Below are 16942 nucleotides of genomic sequence, written 5' to 3'. Positions count from 1 at the left end.
ATGACTAAAAAATATTTTGGCACCGACGGCATTCGTGGTCGGGTCGGCGAATTCCCGATCACCCCTGATTTCATGCTCAAACTGGGTTGGGCGGCAGGCATGGCGTTCCGCAGCATGGGCGCGTGTCGCATCCTGGTAGGCAAGGACACCCGTATTTCGGGCTACATGTTTGAGTCTGCGCTGGAGGCCGGATTGTCCGCCGCCGGGGCCGATGTGATGTTGTTGGGGCCTATGCCCACGCCGGCAATCGCTTACCTGACGCGTACCTTCCACGCTGAAGCCGGTATTGTGATCAGCGCCTCCCACAATCCTCATGATGACAACGGCATCAAGTTTTTCTCGGGGCAGGGCACCAAGCTGCCTGACGAGATCGAGTTGATGATCGAAGAGCTGCTGGATGCGCCGATGACGGTGGTCGAGTCCAGCAAGCTGGGCAAGGTGTCGCGCATTAACGACGCGTCAGGCCGCTATATCGAATTCTGTAAAAGCAGCGTCCCGAGCAGCACCAATTTTGCAGGCTTGAAGATTGTTGTCGATTGCGCCCATGGGGCGACCTACAAGGTGGCGCCGAGCGTCTTCAAGGAACTGGGTGCACAGGTTACCGTGCTGTCGGCTCAGCCCAACGGCTTGAACATCAACGACAACTGCGGTTCCACCCACATGGAGCAGCTGCAGGCTGCTGTGCTGGCTGAGCATGCGGACCTGGGCATCGCTTTTGATGGCGATGGCGACCGCGTGCTGATGGTGGATCACACTGGCACGATCGTGGATGGTGATGACCTGTTGTTCATCATTGCCCGTGACCTGCATGAGCGTAACAAGCTGCAAGGTGGCGTGGTCGGCACTCTGATGAGTAATCTCGGGCTGGAATTGGCGTTGGCAGAACTGGGGATTCCCTTTATTCGCGCCAATGTCGGTGACCGCTACGTGATCGCCGAACTGCTGGAGCGTAACTGGTTGGTCGGCGGCGAGAACTCCGGGCACGTGGTCTGCTTCCAGCACACCACCACGGGTGACGCGATCATCGCCGCGCTACAGGTGCTGTTGGCCCTGCGTCGCCGCGAGGAGAGCCTGGCCCAGGCGCGTCAAGCCCTGCGCAAGTGCCCGCAAGTGCTGCTCAATGTGCGTTTTGCCGGTGGCGAAAACCCCATCGAGCACCCTGCTGTCAAAGAGGCTTGCGAGCGCGTGACCCAGGCAATGGCGGGGCGCGGGCGTGTGTTGCTGCGCAAGTCCGGCACAGAGCCGCTGGTGCGTGTGATGGTCGAAGGCGAGGACGAAACACAGGTTCGCGGCCATGCCGAAGACCTGGCAAAACTGGTAACTGAAGTTTGCGCCTGAATTCGGCTTGCCAGTGATGATGTGGTTGGGTAACATCTGCGCCCACTTTGACCGACGGGGTACAGCATGCGTCGCACTATGGTAGCTGGTAACTGGAAGATGCACGGTACCCGCGCCAGTGTCGCTGAGCTGATCAACGGCCTTCGTCACTTGGCCTTGCCTAGCGGTGTTGACGTCGCGGTGTTCCCGCCTTGCTTGCATATCAACCAAGTGGTTGATGGCTTGAAGGGCAAGTCGATTCAGGTCGGCGCGCAGAACTCTGCGGTAGAGCCGATGCAAGGTGCGTTGACCGGCGAGATTTCGCCGAGTCAGCTGGTTGATGCGGGTTGTTCCTATGTGCTTGTCGGGCACTCCGAGCGTCGCCAGATGATGGGCGAGCGGGATGGGACGCTCAACCGCAAGTTCGCCGCAGCACAGGCTTGTGGCTTGATTCCGGTGTTGTGCATAGGGGAGACCCTTGAGCAGCGCGAATCGGGCAAGACTCTTGAAGTTGTCTCGCGTCAGCTGGGCAGCATCATCGAGGAGCTGGGTGTTGGTGCATTTGCAAAGGCAGTTATTGCTTACGAGCCGGTCTGGGCCATTGGCACCGGGCTGACTGCTACACCGCAACAGGCGCAGGATGTGCACGCAGCCATCCGCGCGCAGTTGGCGGCAGAGAATTCTGAAGTCGCACAAGGTGTGCGGCTTCTATACGGCGGCAGCGTGAAGGCGGCCAATGCGGTCGAACTGTTCGGCATGCCGGATATCGATGGGGGGCTCATTGGTGGAGCTTCCCTGAATGCAGATGAGTTCGGTGCGATCTGTCGCGCCGCGGGAAACTGAAAAAATGCTGGAAACAGTCGTAGTCGTTTTTCATCTGTTGGCTGCCCTGAGCGTAGTTGCTCTGGTTTTGTTGCAACAGGGTAAAGGTGCGGATGCTGGTGCGTCTTTCGGTGCAGGTGCTTCAAATACTGTGTTCGGAAGCCAAGGTTCCTCTACCTTTCTTAGTAAGTTTACTGCTATACTTGCCGCAGGTTTCTTCATAACCAGCTTAGGGTTAGGTTACTTTGCTAAAGAGAAAGCTCATGTGCTGACTCAAGTAGGTTTGCCAAACCCAGCAGTGTTGGAAGTTCCAAAAGCAAAACCGGCTTCTGATGATGTCCCGGTGCTTCAAGAGCAAAAGTCGGCTACTCCAGCGACTGACGTACCTCCAGCTCAAGAGCAGAAGTAAGAAGGGTTGTAAGCGCTGTATTGCCGAGGTGGTGGAATTGGTAGACACGCAACCTTGAGGTGGTTGTGCCCATAGGGTGTAGGGGTTCGAGTCCCCTTCTCGGTACCAATTATCAGGAGAGCCCGCTGTTGCGGGCTTTCTTGTAGGTGGAAGGTTACATTGACCCTGTAAGGGATCGGTCGTATACTTCCGCCCCAGCTTTGTCGCGGGGTGGAGCAGTCTGGTAGCTCGTCGGGCTCATAACCCGAAGGTCGTCGGTTCAAATCCGGCCCCCGCAACCAGTTTTAGCGGAGCCCCTTTTAAGGGGCTTTTTGTTAGCTGGACACTTTCAACGCCGCTGTTCGACGGCGTTTCAAGGATGGGCGTTTCGCCCATTTTTTTATTTTGCACAGCATGCACATACATGCACGAGGGGGTTCAGGTGTCGAGCAAGCTAGAAGAGTTGCAGGCCTTGTTGGCCCCGGTGGTCGTGGCCCTAGGCTATGAATGCTGGGGTATTGAGTTTTCGGCTCAAGGTCGCCACTCAATGTTGCGCGTTTATATCGATAAAGAGGGCGGTGTGCTGGTGGACGATTGTGCCATTGTCAGCCGTCAGATCAGCGGTGTGCTGGATGTTGAAGATCCAATCTCCGTTGAATACACCCTTGAAGTTTCCTCGCCAGGCATGGAACGCCCACTGTTCACTATCGAGCAGTTTGCTAAATATGCCGGTGAACAAGTGAAGATCAAGCTGCGCTCCCCCTTTGAAGGGCGACGCAACTTTCAGGGCCTTCTGCGCGGTGTAGAAGAGCAGGATGTCGTGGTGCAGGTAGAAGACCACGAGTTCCTGTTGCCGATCGATATGATCGACAAGGCCAACATTATTCCCAGTTTTGACTGAGACGCGGATCCCGCGGATCCAATGGCTTGCGAAAGGCGAGGCGTACGATGAGCAAAGAAGTACTGCTGGTTGTTGAGTCGGTATCCAATGAAAAGGGTGTACCGGCAAGCGTGATTTTTGAAGCGTTGGAGCTGGCCCTGGCCACTGCTACCAAGAAACGTTTTGAAGACGAAGTAGATCTGCGTGTGGAAATCAACCGCCACACCGGTGCCTATGAGACTTTCCGTCGCTGGACGGTGGTCGAAGAGGACGATCTTGATGATCCGGCCATCGAAACCTGGCCAAGCAAGGTTGCGCAAACGCATCCGGGCGCTCAGGTTGGCGATGTTGTCGAAGAAAAGATCGAGTCGATCGAATTCGGCCGTATTGCTGCACAGACCGCCAAGCAGGTCATTGTGCAGAAGGTTCGCGAAGCCGAGCGCGCTCAAGTCGTTGACGCCTATCGCGAACGCCTGGGTGAAATCATCTCTGGCACCGTGAAAAAAGTTACCCGCGACAACGTGATCGTCGACCTGGGCAACAACGCCGAAGCGTTGCTGGCCCGCGAAGACATCATCTCTCGCGAAACCTTCCGTGTCGGCGTGCGTCTGCGTGCGCTGCTCAAGGAAATCCGCACCGAGAACCGCGGCCCGCAGTTGATCCTGTCGCGTACCGCGCCGGAAATGCTGATCGAGCTGTTCCGTATCGAAGTGCCGGAAATCGCCGAAGGCCTGATCGAAGTGATGGCTGCGTCCCGTGACCCGGGTTCGCGTGCCAAGATCGCGGTCCGCTCCAAGGACAAACGCATCGACCCGCAAGGCGCTTGCATCGGTATGCGCGGTTCGCGCGTCCAGGCAGTGTCGGGAGAATTGGGCGGTGAGCGTGTGGACATCGTCCTGTGGGACGATAACCCCGCGCAGTTCGTGATCAACGCCATGTCGCCAGCTGAAGTGGCGGCAATTATCGTTGACGAAGATGCCCATGCAATGGACATCGCCGTTGGCGCAGACAATCTGGCTCAGGCCATTGGTCGTGGTGGTCAGAACGTGCGTCTGGCCAGCCAACTGACCGGCTGGACCCTGAACGTGATGACCGAATCGGACATCCAGGCTAAGCAGCAAGCTGAAACCGGTGACATCCTGCGCAACTTCATCGAAGAGTTGGAAGTCGATGAAGAACTGGCACAGGTGCTGGTAGATGAAGGCTTCACCAGCCTGGAAGAGATTGCCTACGTACCGTTGGAAGAAATGCTCAACATCGACGGCTTTGACGAGGATATCGTCAACGAGCTCCGCGCTCGGGCCAAGGATCGTTTGTTGACTAAAGCCATCGCTACTGAGGAAAAGCTGGCAGACGCCCATCCGGCCGAAGACCTGCTCTCGCTTGAGGGTATGGACAAGGATTTGGCGATGGAACTGGCGGTGCGCGGCGTAATTACCCGCGAAGACCTGGCCGAGCAGTCTATTGACGATCTGCTCGACATCGACGGCATTGACGAAGATCGTGCCGGCAAGTTGATCATGGCCGCCCGAGCCCATTGGTTCGAGTAATTAGGCGCGGCCTGAGGAGAGAAGTGCATGACGCAAGTCACGGTGAAACAACTGGCCGATGAGGTCAAAACACCGGTAGAGCGCCTGTTGCAGCAGATGCGTGAGGCAGGTCTGCCGCACACCGCCGCCGATGAAGGTGTGAGCGATAGTGAGAAGCAGTCTTTGCTGACTCACTTGAAGAGCAGCCACAAGGCGAAAGTGGAAGAACCGCGCAAGATTACATTGCAGCGCAAAACCACCAGCACCCTGCGGGTTGCAGGTAGCAAGAGCATCAGCGTTGAAGTACGCAAGAAGAAAGTCTTCGTACAGCGCAGCCCGGAAGAAATCGAAGCCGAGCGCAAACGCGAGCTGGAAGAACGTCGCGCAGTAGAAAATGCTGCACGTCAGAAGGCTGAAGAAGAAGCCAAGCGTCGCGCCGAAGAAGAAGCGCGTCGCCAGCCTGCTGCTGCGCAACCTGCTGCCACTGACGCGGTCGCCGCCCCTGTTGAAGCTGTGCGTGAGGCTGCCCCGGCTGCCGCCGCACCTGCTCCTGCAGCAGACGCCCGCAAGCGCGACGAGCCTCGTCGTCCGGACAAACCACGTGCTGACGACAACAATCGTCGCGGTGGTGGTGGCGATGGCGAGCGTAAAAACGCTCCGCACCGCGCCTCGGTCAAAGAGAAAGCGCCTGCGCCACGCGTTGCCCCACGTACCACCGACGAAGAAAGCGATGGCTTCCGTCGTGGTGGTCGCGGCAAGGCCAAGCTGAAGAAGCGCAACGCCCACGGTTTCCAGAGCCCAACCGGCCCTGTCGTGCGTGAAGTGAAGATCGGCGAGACCATCACTGTGGGCGATCTGGCCCAGCAGATGTCGGTCAAGGCTGCTGAAATCATCAAGTTCATGTTCAAGCTGGGCACTCCGGCCACCATCAACCAGGTACTGGACCAGGAAACTGCCCAGTTGGTTGCTGAAGAGCTGGGCCACAAAGTGACCCTGGTCAGCGACACCGCCCTGGAAGATTCCCTGGCCGAGTCCCTGAAGTTTGAAGGCGAGGCAGTTTCCCGTGCGCCGGTTGTGACCGTAATGGGCCACGTTGACCACGGTAAGACTTCCCTGCTCGACTACATCCGTCGTGCCAAGGTTGCCGCAGGCGAAGCCGGTGGTATTACCCAGCACATCGGTGCATACCACGTTGAAACCGAACGCGGCATGGTCACCTTCCTCGACACCCCTGGTCACGCCGCGTTTACCGCAATGCGTGCCCGTGGTGCCAAGGCGACCGACATCGTGATCCTGGTGGTTGCAGCGGACGACGGCGTAATGCCGCAGACCATTGAAGCTGTCCAGCACGCCAAGGCTGCCGGTGTTCCTCTGGTCGTTGCCGTGAACAAAATCGACAAGCCGGGCGCCGATCTCGATCGCATCCGTAGCGAACTGTCGGTTCACGGCGTGACGTCCGAGGAATGGGGTGGCGAGACGCCATTCGTATCGGTCTCGGCGAAAATGGGTACCGGCGTTGACGAACTGCTCGAAGCGGTCCTGTTGCAAGCCGAAGTCCTGGAACTGACCGCTACTCCATCGGCTCCTGGCCGTGGCGTCGTGGTTGAGTCCCGTCTCGACAAGGGCCGTGGCCCGGTTGCCACCGTGCTGGTCCAAGACGGTACCCTGCGCCAAGGCGACATGGTACTGGTCGGTTCGAACTACGGCCGTGTACGTGCCATGCTCGACGAGAACGGCAAGCCAATCAAGGAAGCAGGTCCTGCTATCCCAGTCGAGATTCTCGGCCTGGACGGTACGCCGGACGCTGGCGACGAGATGAGCGTAGTGGCTGATGAGAAGAAAGCCCGTGAAGTGGCTCTGTTCCGTCAAGGCAAGTTCCGCGAGGTCAAGCTGGCCCGTGCTCACGCCGGCAAGCTGGAAAACATCTTCGAGAACATGGGCCAGGAAGAGAAGAAGACGCTTAACATCGTCCTCAAGTCTGACGTTCGTGGTTCCCTCGAAGCGTTGAACGGCGCCTTGAACGGCCTGGGTAACGACGAAGTGCAAGTGCGCGTTGTCGGTGGCGGTGTCGGTGGTATCACCGAATCCGACGCCAACCTGGCACTGGCTTCCAACGCTGTACTGTTCGGCTTCAACGTGCGTGCCGATGCTGGCGCTCGCAAGATCGTCGAGCAGGAAGGCCTGGACATGCGTTACTACAACGTCATCTACGACATCATCGAAGACGTCAAGAAGGCCCTTACCGGCATGCTTGGCAGTGACGTCCGGGAGAACATCCTGGGTATCGCCGAGGTGCGTGACGTGTTCCGCTCGCCGAAATTCGGCGCGATTGCCGGCTGTATGGTGGTTGAAGGCACTGTGTACCGTAACCGTCCAATCCGTGTACTGCGTGAAGACATCGTTATCTTCGAAGGCGAGCTGGAATCCCTGCGCCGCTTCAAGGATGACGCTGCCGAAGTACGTGCCGGCATGGAATGCGGTATCGGCGTCAAGAGCTACAACGACGTCAAGGTTGGCGACAAGATCGAAGTCTTCGAGAAGGTTCAGGTTGCTCGCAGCCTCTAACTCGCGCACTTCAGGAGCCGCGCAGCGTGTGGGCATGCAGATGCCCCGTGTAGCGTCAGGACTCTAAACGCAACGCCCGGTCTGGCTTTTGTCAGGCCGGGCGTTTGCCGCTTTCAGACCCCACGGGTTTCACCGTGTGGCAGTAACAGGTAACAAGACATGGCAAAAGAATACAGCCGTACCCAGCGTATTGGCGATCAGATGCAGCGTGAGCTGGCCCAACTGATCCGCCGCGAAGTCAAAGACCCACGCGTTGGCCTGGTCACCATTACCGCTGTTGAAGTGAGCCGTGACGTGGGTCACGCCAAGATCTTCATCACCGTAATGGGGCAGGACAACAGCGAAGAAATCGCGCAAAGCATCAAGGTGCTCAACTCTGCTGCAGGTTTCCTGCGTATGCAGTTGGCCCGTGAAATGAAGCTGCGCAGCGTTCCACAGTTGCACTTCCACTACGACGAAAGCGTCGTGCGTGGCGCGCACCTGTCGGCCCTGATCGAGCGCGCCGTGGCTGAAGACAGCCAGCATCCGTCCACACCTGAAGACGCCAAGGAGTAAGCGGTGGCTCAGGTCAAACGTATTCGTCGCAACGTCAGTGGCATCATTCTGCTCGACAAACCCATTGGCTTTACCTCCAATGCCGCGTTGCAGAAGGTTCGCTGGCTGCTCAACGCCGAGAAGGCCGGGCATACCGGCAGCCTTGATCCATTGGCCACCGGTGTATTGCCGTTGTGCTTTGGCGAGGCCACCAAGTTTTCGCAATACCTGCTTGATTCCGACAAGGGTTACGAAACCCTGATGCAACTGGGCAAGACTACCACCACGGCGGATGCCGAAGGTGATGTTTTGCGGGTTCGCGACGTGACCGTTGGTCGTGCGGATATTGAAGCTGCTTTACCCGCTTTTCGTGGGCAAATCAGTCAGATACCGCCGATGTACTCGGCACTCAAGCGCGATGGCCAGCCACTTTACAAGCTGGCACGTGCGGGCGAAGTAGTGGAGCGCGAACCGCGTTCTGTTACTATTGCGCGCTTGGAATTGCTCGCTTGTGAAGGCGACACTGCCCGTTTGGCCGTGGACTGCAGCAAAGGCACCTATATCCGTACCCTGGTGGAAGATATTGGTGAAAAGCTCGGTTGCGGCGCGTACGTTGCAGAACTGCGACGCACCCAGGCCGGGCCTTTCAGCCTGGCCCAGACGGTCACGCTGGAAGAGTTGGAAGCGGTACACGCCGAGGGCGGCAATGAAGCGGTTGATCGCTTCCTCATGCCATCGGACAGCGGTTTGCTCGATTGGCCGCTGCTGCACTTCTCGGAGCACAGCGCGTTCTACTGGCTCAACGGCCAGCCGGTACGCGCCCCGGATGCCCCGAAGTTCGGCATGGTGCGAGTACAGGATCATAACGGTCGCTTTATCGGTATCGGTGAAGTGAGCGAAGACGGGCGCATCGCGCCGCGTCGGCTGATTCGGTCAGAATGACCGAACGAGTGTGGCTGTTAACAGGCATGGTCAACACTCATTTTTAGATACAGGGATTTGTCCCTGGCCTGTTGAAACTGCCCTTTGGGTGGTTTCCTGAAAAAAGGATTGCCTCATGGCTCTCGACGTTCAAGAAAAAGCACAAATCGTAGCTGACTATCAGCAAGCTGTTGGTGACACTGGTTCGCCAGAAGTGCAAGTTGCACTGCTGACCCACAACATCAACAAACTGCAAGGTCACTTCAAGGCCAACGGTAAAGACCACCACTCCCGTCGTGGTCTGATCCGCATGGTAAACCAGCGCCGTAAGCTGCTGGACTACCTGAAAGGCAAGGATCTGGGTCGTTATCAGACTCTGATCGGTCGCCTGGGTCTGCGTCGCTAATAAGCGATTGCGCTAGAGGTTGGTTGTCTGCCGCGTGTCATCGGGATTCCCGTTGGCCCGTGGTAGGCTCCCAGCCTCAAGTTTTATCTGGATACACGTTTTACCCTGGACGAGCGTCGGGCCGATTCCCGGCATTGCCCAAGAATTTCGCAAGAAGACAAGTTCCCCCAAGAGCCACAAAGAAGGTAGGACACCGTGAACCCGGTTATCAAAAAATTCCAGTTCGGTCAGTCGACCGTTACCCTCGAGACAGGCCGTATCGCCCGTCAAGCCTCCGGCGCAGTGCTGGTTACCGTTGACGACGACGTGACCGTACTGGTGACCGTTGTTGGCGCCAAGACCGCTGACCCGAGCAAGGGCTTCTTCCCTCTGTCCGTTCACTACCAGGAAAAGACTTACGCTGCCGGTAAGATCCCTGGCGGTTTCTTCAAGCGCGAAGGCCGTCCTTCCGAGAAAGAAACCCTGACTTCCCGACTGATCGACCGTCCGATCCGTCCGCTGTTCCCAGAAGGCTTCATGAACGAAGTGCAGGTTGTCTGCACCGTCGTTTCCACCAGCAAGAAGACCGATCCGGACATCGCTGCGATGATCGGTACCTCGGCTGCCCTGGCCATCTCCGGTATTCCTTTCGATGGCCCGATCGGCGCTGCCCGCGTTGCGTTCCACGAAAGCACCGGCTACCTGCTGAACCCGACTTACGAGCAACAGAAAGCCTCGAGCCTGGACATGGTCGTTGCCGGTACGTCCGAAGCCGTATTGATGGTTGAATCGGAAGCCAAAGAGCTGACCGAAGACCAGATGCTGGGTGCCGTACTGTTTGCTCACGACGAGTTCCAGGTTGTGATCAACGCGGTTAAAGAACTGGCTGCCGAAGCTGCCAAGCCGACCTGGACCTGGGCTGCTGCCCCGGAAGCCACCGAACTGCTGGGCGCTATCCGCTCCGAGTTCGGCGCTGCCATCTCCGACGCCTACACCATCACCGTCAAGGCCGACCGCTACGCTCGCCTGGGTGAGCTGAAGGACCAGGTCGTCGCCAAGCTGTCCGGCGAAGAAGGCCAGCCTTCCTCCAGCGAAGTCAAAGCTGCTTTCGGTGAGATCGAATACCGCACCGTTCGCGAAAACATCGTTAACGGCAAGCCACGTATCGACGGTCGCGACACCCGCACCGTGCGTCCGCTGAACATCGAAGTCGGCGTACTGCCGAAGACTCACGGTTCGGCGCTGTTCACCCGTGGCGAAACCCAGGCCCTGGTCGTTGCGACCCTGGGTACTGCCCGCGACGCACAACTGCTGGACACCCTGGAAGGCGAGAAAAAAGACCCCTTCATGCTGCACTACAACTTCCCTCCGTTCTCGGTGGGCGAGTGTGGTCGTATGGGCGGCGCGGGTCGTCGTGAAATCGGTCACGGCCGTCTGGCTCGTCGTTCGGTTCAGGCCATGCTGCCTGCCGCTGACGTGTTCCCGTACACCATCCGTGTTGTATCGGAAATCACCGAGTCCAACGGTTCCAGCTCCATGGCTTCGGTCTGCGGTGCTTCCCTGGCGCTGATGGACGCCGGTGTGCCAATGAAGGCACCGGTTGCCGGTATCGCCATGGGCCTGGTTAAAGAAGGCGAGAAGTTCGCCATCCTGACCGACATCCTGGGTGACGAAGACCACCTGGGCGACATGGACTTCAAAGTAGCCGGTACCGCCAAAGGTGTGACCGCGCTGCAGATGGACATCAAGATCAAGGGCATCACCGAAGAGATCATGGAAATCGCCCTGGGCCAAGCCCTGGAAGCGCGCCTGAACATCCTCGGCCAGATGAACCAGATCATTGGTCAGTCCCGCACTGAACTGTCGGAAAATGCTCCGACCATGATCGCGATGAAAATCGACACCGACAAAATCCGTGATGTCATCGGTAAAGGCGGCGCGACCATCCGTGCGATCTGTGAAGAAACCAAGGCTTCGATCGACATCGAAGACGACGGTTCGATCAAGATCTTCGGCGAAACCAAGGAAGCGGCTGAAGCAGCACGCCAGCGCGTACTGGGTATCACTGCTGAGGCCGAGATCGGCAAGATCTACGTCGGCAAGGTTGAGCGCATCGTCGACTTCGGCGCGTTCGTCAACATCCTCCCGGGCAAAGACGGTCTGGTTCACATCTCCATGCTGAGCGATGCTCGCGTTGAGAAAGTGACCGACATTCTGAAAGAAGGCCAGGAAGTGGAAGTGCTGGTACTGGACGTGGACAACCGCGGCCGTATCAAGCTGTCCATCAAGGACGTAGCAGCAGCCAAGGCTTCGGGCGTTTAATCACCCGCAGGCTTCACGCTGAAAAAAGGACTCCTCGGAGTCCTTTTTTTATGGGCGCGAGAAAATGAAGCAGAATCAGCTGTTTAGCGCCGCCCAAAAGCCGCAACTTGCATGCAGGCACGATGAGCTTCATGCAAGTTGCACGATTTCGAAAATTTATGCTTTTCATAACTCATTGTTTAATAAGGGATTTAATCTGTTCAGCGAGTTGGCACACTGTCTGCAATATCCCTGGTAGCGCTGCAGCATGAAGGTTTACGCCTGCAGACTTTTAATAAAACAGGAGTTACTCGTATGAAGAAGTTCGCTCTCGCTACTGCTACCGCTCTGACCCTGGCCATGGGTGCTAACGTAGCCTTTGCTCAGACTTCCCAAGCCCCTATGACTTTGGCGGCCGGTGAAGCGACCAAGGCTAAGGAAAGCGTTTCGGATACTTGGATCACCACTAAAGTCAAAGCTGACCTGCTGACCGAAAAAGGCATTCCAGGTTCGGACATCAAGGTTGAGACCAACAAAGGTGTGGTTTCCCTGTCCTCCGACGTAGCAGTCTCGGATTCGCAGAAAGCTACTGCTGTAGCCATCACCAAGAAAATCAAAGGTGTGACCGCGGTTTCTGCTGACGGCCTGCTGGCTGGCGGTGCTACCAAAGCTGACGGCATCGACAAAACCAAAGGCGCTGCCCACGACGCTAAAGAGACCACCAGCGATACCTGGATCACTACCAAAGTGAAGGCTGACCTGGTCACTGAAAAAGGCATTCCTGGCACCGACATCAAGGTTGAAACCAACAAAGGTGTTGTATCCCTGTCGTCGCCTACCGCTGTGACCGCTTCGCAGAAAGAAACGGCTGTAGCGATTACCAAGAAGATCAAAGGCGTTAAAGCTGTCTCGGCCGATGGCCTGAAAGCAGAGTAACGTTGACGTTTCGTCTGGACTGAATAGCGGCGGCTTAGGGTGAGTTAGATATCCACCTGACGCACCTCTGGAGTTCATGCGACCGACCACACGGATGTGGTCATTACAGGCCCCGGCACTTGTGTCGGGGCCTGTTCTATTTCAGGCTGAAACAGAATGATCAGGTCAAAAAATGTGGGAGCTGGCTTGCCTGCGATGCTGGCACCTCGGTCATTCAGTTGCACCGAGGTGATGCTATCGCAGGCAAGCCAGCTCCCACATTAGGATGGGTGGTGCTTAGAAGTTACTCAGCATCCAGGTGCATTGGAGTGATCACCCGGCCATCTTTCTCGGCCTGCCCCAGCTGCGCATCGATGAAGTACACGCGGTCATCTTCCAACTGGCCCTTGTCTACCAGGTAATCCTTGATCGTGCTGGCTCGGTCCTGCCCCAACTGGCGCAGTAGCACGTCACTGCCACTCCAGAACTTGATCACACCGTCCTTGAGCTTCGCCGAGCGCTCATCGCTGCCCAGGTCTTTCCATTCGGCCGGGGGTTGCTGTTTGAGGCGGGTGCGGTAGATGCCTTCCAGCAATGGTGCTTTTTCCTTCTCTGGCACTTCAAGCAGGGAGGCTTGGGCCGGGACCTTGTCGCCACGGCGCTGGAGGATCTTGTAGTAGTTATATTGGTATTCACGCTCAAGTCGTTGTGCGGCCAGGAACGGCCCGTCGCTGCTGGCAGCGGCGGTGCCTTCAATTTCCAGGCGCAGGGCAGGGCGTTCTTTCAGCGCCTTGGCCAGGGTGTTCAGAGCGCCTTCGGCGTCTTTGTTCAGCTCACTGGAGCCTGCGGCGAACGACACATTGCCCAGGTCTTCAGAGCCACCACCGGTGACCAGCCCGCCAATGAACTTGAAGGGCGCGGTTGCCGCGCGTACCACGAGGTTGCGCAGGGTCTGCCACACAATCGGCATCACGCTGAATTGCGGGTTGTTCAGGTCGCCGCTTACTGGCAGTTCGATGGAGATCTTGCCGTCGGAGTCCTTGAGCAGGGCGACAGCCAGGCGAATCGGTAAGTCCACGGCATCGGAGCTGTCGACTTTTTCACCCAACTGCAGTTGCTCGACCACCACTTTGTTTTCAGCCTTCAACTGGCCTTTGGTGATCACGTAGTGCAGATCGAGATTCAGGCGACCCTTGCGGATGCGCAAGCCTGCGAATTTACCTGAGTAAGGTGTCAGGTTGGTCAGCTCGACACGCTTGAAGCTGGTGGCGATGTCCAGCGCGGCCATCGGATCAAACGGGTTCACGCTGCCTTTGATCGTCACTGGCGCGTAACGGTCCACCTTGCCCTTGATATCGACGCTGGCCGGTTTGGCCTGGCGACTGTCGATGGTGCCAATCTGGCCGTTGAGCTGTTGAATCGCGGTGGCAAAGTTGGGTGTGAGGCTGAAGTCGGCAAAGTTGGCCGAACCGTCGTTGATCGCGATCTGCCCGATATGAATGCCCAGGGGTTTGTCGTTACTGGCGGCAGGTTTGGCGGCCGACTTGCTGCCACTGTCGGCCGGCTGCGGAATCAGCAGGTCGTCGATGTTGGTGGTGCGATCTTCGTTGATCATGAAGCGCGCATACGGCTGCAACAGGTTGACCTTGTCGATCGACAGGCTTTGGCCGTGCTGGTAGTTCACGCCCTCTAGCACCAGGCGCTGCCACTTGAGGAAGTCGCGGGTCTTCAGGGTGTCCAGGGTATGCAACTGGTCAACCTGGGCGCGGCCGGTGACCTGGAGGGCCAGTGGCTCGGTGCTTTTGAGGTTTACGTCCAGGTTGCTGCCGAGCATGCCGCTGCGCAATTCCAGGCGAATAAACGGGCTGATATAGGCCTGGGCGACCCGCAGGTCGATGTCCTGGGTGTTCACTTTCAGCTTGGCACTGACCGGGTTGAGGTTAACCTCGCCGGTTGCCTGGATCTTGCCTTGCTTACCCAGGCCGGTGTCGACCTTCAAGGCGAAGGGGCTCTGGTTGAGGCTGTCGAAGTTCTGTACGTCGACATTCAACGGGCCCAGTTCCAGCGCGACCGCAGGTTTAGCCTGGCGGTCGGCCAGGTGCACCTGATAGTTACGCAGTTGCACATCCTTGAGCAGCACTTGCCACGGTTTGCTCGGGGCCGCCGGTTGCGCCGACGGCGCGTCGGCAGCGGTTGGTTCCGGTGCCTTGGCCGGTTTGCTCGGTTGGCTGGCGAACAGCTTCTGCCAGTCCAATTGACCATCGGCCTCACGGGCGGCCCAGGTTTCCAGCTTGTTGCTGCGGATCTTGCCGATAATGACCTGCTGCTTGGCCAGGTCTACCGTGGTTTCGCTGACGTCCAGGCGTTCCAGGCGTGCCAGTGGCCGGCCATCGGGGGCCTTTATAGCAAAGGGGGCGATGCTGGCGGCGGTGTTGGTCAGGTTCAGCTCGGTTTCTTTGGCCAGGCTGAATTTGTAGTCAGTGCTGAAGTTGAGCACCCCGTCTTCCAGCACCAGTGGCAGGGCGTCACGTACATACGGCCACCAGGCTTTCATCTTGCCGTCGGTCACCTTCAAGGTGCCTTCGGAGGTGATCGGTACCAGACTGAAGTTGCCTTTCCAGTCGATTTGCCCACCTTCGGGGCCGGCGGCGACCAGGGTCATGTCGGCATTGTCGTCGGGCAAAGTGCTAAGGTTTTTCAGCTCGAAGTCGAGTTCGTCGTAGAGGAATTCGATGGGCTCGCTGGGGCGCAGGTCCTGGAAATGCAGGTTACCACCGGCCAGCTTGATGCTGTCGATACGCAGTGGGAACGGCTTGGCATCAGGATCGGCCGGGGTTGGCTCGCTCGGCGGCAGTTTGAACAACTGCGCCAGGTTCAGTTGGCCGGACTTGTCGAACAGCAGTTCGGTCTTGGGCTTGTCCAGTTGCACATCAGCCAGGTGCAGGGCGCGGGTCCAGAGGCTGTCGATCTGCAGGTTGGCGTAGAGGCGTTCGAAACCTACTTGCTCTTTGCCTGGCTCACCGATCTTCAGGCCCCACAGCGTCAGTTCCAGGCTGAAGGGGTTGAGCTCGATGCGCTCGATTCGCGACGGCACCGTGGCGTAATTGGCCAACTGTTGGTTGGCAATGCGAAGGGCGATGCCGGGTAATATCAGAAAGCCCAGCAAGCTGTACAAAGCAAGGGCGGTCAACAAGGCGCCTACGGCGCGGATCAATCCTTTGGGCATGGGTGAACGCCATCTATGTCGAACGAGAGTGCCTTGGAGTATGGCACGGGAATTCGGTTCCGAAGAACCGTGGGCGCTGGGAAACTTCCTACAAATGCAGGATCAGGGTCTTCAACGGGGGCTGTTGATCCCTGGAAGGAAAGTCGGCCCCAGGTGTCATCACGTGCCACTCGCGTACCGGGCGCCCGGCTTTTTCCGCGCAGCGCAGCACCTGCTCACGCCAGTCCTCCATGCTGACTTTTGCCAGGTTGTTGCAGCAAATCAGTACGCCATTATCGGCGGTGGCCAGCAGTGCGGGTTTGAGCAGGCTTTGATAGTCGCGCAACAAATCGACGGTGCCGAAAGCGCTCTTGGCCCAGGCGGGAGGATCGAGCAGTACCAGGTCGTACTGGCGCTGTTCCAGGCGCGGATAGCTCGGCAGCTTCTGCCCGCGACGCTGGGTGATCGGCAGGCCCGCCAGTTGGCGAATCGCCGGGAAGTAATCGGACTGTACAAACTCCATGCTAGGCAACTGCGGGTTGAGCTGGCCGTTTTCACGCCCCACCGCCAGGTTGCCCTCGGCAAAATCCAGGTTGCACACTTCCCGTGCGCCCCCCGCCGCTGCGCTCAAACCTACCCCACAGGTGTAGGCGAACAGGTTCAGCACGCTTTTGCCGGCGCTGTGGTCCTTGACCCAGCCCCGGGTGTTGCGCAGGTCGAGGAACAGCAGCGGGTCTTGCCCGGCGTGGCGCCCACGCACACGGTAATTGAGGCCCCACTCGTGGCCGACCAGGTCTTCCAATGCGCCAGGCTCGGCGCGGTACACCGTGTCTTCGCGGTCGATGCGCGAGTTGCCGCGGGCACGGTCGTTGTACACCAGCAACAATTCCAGGCCCATGTATTGGTTGATCAGTTGGTGTAAGTCCAGCAGGTCTGCGGTTTCCAGGGACTGATGGAAGCTTTGTACCAGCAATTGCGGGCCGTAGCGGTCGATGGTCAAGCCCCCGGCGCCTTCCTGGCTGCCGTGAAAAAGCCGATAGCAGTCCGTACCCTGGGCGTGCAGCGTGTTGATCAGGTCTTGGCGGTGATCGAGGGCGGCGCGCAGCGCCTGATTCAAGGGAGTCATGGAGCGCGCCTTGCTTGCAGATGAATAAGAAAAAGGGGGCGCGAAGTTTAACAG

General features: G+C 58.2%; 13 protein-coding genes and 2 tRNA genes. 13 read left to right on the top strand and 2 right to left on the bottom strand.

The features are described from left to right. From glmM to AB4P90_RS24555, 13 genes are all read left to right on the top strand, one after another. Entirely contained in the window at positions 1–1338 is a 1338-nt protein-coding gene (gene glmM / locus AB4P90_RS24615; RefSeq protein WP_003194195.1) for a phosphoglucosamine mutase, read from the top strand. 66 nt (positions 1339–1404) lie between these two features. Further along, positions 1405–2160, top strand: a complete 756-nt coding sequence (gene tpiA / locus AB4P90_RS24610; RefSeq protein WP_003194193.1) for a triose-phosphate isomerase — start codon at positions 1405–1407, stop codon at positions 2158–2160. Positions 2161–2164: 4 nt separating this feature from the next. Further along, complete coding sequence (gene secG / locus AB4P90_RS24605) at positions 2165–2548, top strand: preprotein translocase subunit SecG (RefSeq protein ID WP_003194191.1); 384 nt, start codon at positions 2165–2167, stop codon at positions 2546–2548. Between the two features lie 22 nt (positions 2549–2570). After that, positions 2571–2656: transfer RNA gene (locus AB4P90_RS24600), tRNA-Leu, on the top strand. Positions 2657–2752: 96 nt separating this feature from the next. Then, a tRNA-Met gene (locus AB4P90_RS24595) sits at positions 2753–2829 on the top strand. A gap of 140 nt (positions 2830–2969) precedes the next feature. Continuing rightward, positions 2970–3428, top strand: a complete 459-nt coding sequence (gene rimP / locus AB4P90_RS24590) for a ribosome maturation factor RimP (protein WP_032873230.1) — start codon at positions 2970–2972, stop codon at positions 3426–3428. A 47-nt stretch (positions 3429–3475) separates the two neighbouring features. Further along, positions 3476–4957: a transcription termination factor NusA gene (gene nusA, locus AB4P90_RS24585; protein ID WP_003194187.1), complete on the top strand. Its 1482-nt coding sequence runs from the start codon at positions 3476–3478 to the stop codon at positions 4955–4957. Between the two features lie 27 nt (positions 4958–4984). Further along, on the top strand, positions 4985–7501 hold the full coding sequence (gene infB, locus AB4P90_RS24580) for a translation initiation factor IF-2 (protein ID WP_003194185.1): 2517 nt from the start codon (positions 4985–4987) through the stop codon (positions 7499–7501). 159 nt (positions 7502–7660) lie between these two features. After that, on the top strand, positions 7661–8056 hold the full coding sequence (rbfA, locus tag AB4P90_RS24575) for a 30S ribosome-binding factor RbfA (RefSeq protein WP_003176137.1): 396 nt from the start codon (positions 7661–7663) through the stop codon (positions 8054–8056). Between the two features lie 3 nt (positions 8057–8059). After that, positions 8060–8977: a tRNA pseudouridine(55) synthase TruB gene (truB, locus tag AB4P90_RS24570; protein ID WP_019817949.1), complete on the top strand. Its 918-nt coding sequence runs from the start codon at positions 8060–8062 to the stop codon at positions 8975–8977. A gap of 115 nt (positions 8978–9092) precedes the next feature. Beyond that, positions 9093–9362: a 30S ribosomal protein S15 gene (rpsO, locus tag AB4P90_RS24565; RefSeq protein ID WP_003177875.1), complete on the top strand. Its 270-nt coding sequence runs from the start codon at positions 9093–9095 to the stop codon at positions 9360–9362. A 195-nt stretch (positions 9363–9557) separates the two neighbouring features. Beyond that, entirely contained in the window at positions 9558–11663 is a 2106-nt protein-coding gene (gene pnp, locus AB4P90_RS24560; RefSeq protein WP_003194180.1) for a polyribonucleotide nucleotidyltransferase, read from the top strand. 294 nt (positions 11664–11957) lie between these two features. Continuing rightward, on the top strand, positions 11958–12578 hold the full coding sequence (locus tag AB4P90_RS24555; protein ID WP_014719949.1) for a BON domain-containing protein: 621 nt from the start codon (positions 11958–11960) through the stop codon (positions 12576–12578). Positions 12579–12861: 283 nt separating this feature from the next. Here AB4P90_RS24555 and AB4P90_RS24550 read toward each other — a convergent pair whose 3' ends face one another. Both AB4P90_RS24550 and AB4P90_RS24545 read right to left on the bottom strand, forming a co-directional pair. Next, positions 12862–15783: a DUF748 domain-containing protein gene (locus tag AB4P90_RS24550; protein WP_395605436.1), complete on the bottom strand. Its 2922-nt coding sequence runs from the start codon at positions 15781–15783 to the stop codon at positions 12862–12864. Between the two features lie 88 nt (positions 15784–15871). Beyond that, complete coding sequence (locus AB4P90_RS24545; protein WP_198833218.1) at positions 15872–16888, bottom strand: class I SAM-dependent rRNA methyltransferase; 1017 nt, start codon at positions 16886–16888, stop codon at positions 15872–15874. Positions 16889–16942: the final 54 nt, after the last annotated feature.

Origin of the sequence: Pseudomonas sp. B16120 (assembly GCF_044218845.1) — a bacterium.
Classification (GTDB): Bacteria; Pseudomonadota; Gammaproteobacteria; order Pseudomonadales; family Pseudomonadaceae; genus Aquipseudomonas; species Aquipseudomonas paracarnis.
The sequence above is the reverse complement of the archived record's forward strand: the minus strand, read 5'-3'. Positions and strand labels throughout refer to the sequence as shown.

Excerpts from the sequence above, each read along its gene's own strand:
- glmM (WP_003194195.1), top strand. The coding sequence starts at position 1 with ATGACTAAAAAATATTTTGGCACCGACGGCATTCGTGGTCGGGTCGGC.
- tpiA (WP_003194193.1), top strand. The coding sequence starts at position 1,405 with ATGCGTCGCACTATGGTAGCTGGTAACTGGAAGATGCACGGTACCCGC.
- secG (WP_003194191.1), top strand. The coding sequence starts at position 2,165 with ATGCTGGAAACAGTCGTAGTCGTTTTTCATCTGTTGGCTGCCCTGAGC.
- nusA (WP_003194187.1), top strand. The coding sequence starts at position 3,476 with ATGAGCAAAGAAGTACTGCTGGTTGTTGAGTCGGTATCCAATGAAAAG.
- infB (WP_003194185.1), top strand. The coding sequence starts at position 4,985 with ATGACGCAAGTCACGGTGAAACAACTGGCCGATGAGGTCAAAACACCG.
- rbfA (WP_003176137.1), top strand. The coding sequence starts at position 7,661 with ATGGCAAAAGAATACAGCCGTACCCAGCGTATTGGCGATCAGATGCAG.
- rpsO (WP_003177875.1), top strand. The coding sequence starts at position 9,093 with ATGGCTCTCGACGTTCAAGAAAAAGCACAAATCGTAGCTGACTATCAG.
- AB4P90_RS24555 (WP_014719949.1), top strand. The coding sequence starts at position 11,958 with ATGAAGAAGTTCGCTCTCGCTACTGCTACCGCTCTGACCCTGGCCATG.
- AB4P90_RS24550 (WP_395605436.1), bottom strand. The coding sequence starts at position 15,783 with ATGCCCAAAGGATTGATCCGCGCCGTAGGCGCCTTGTTGACCGCCCTT.
- AB4P90_RS24545 (WP_198833218.1), bottom strand. The coding sequence starts at position 16,888 with ATGACTCCCTTGAATCAGGCGCTGCGCGCCGCCCTCGATCACCGCCAA.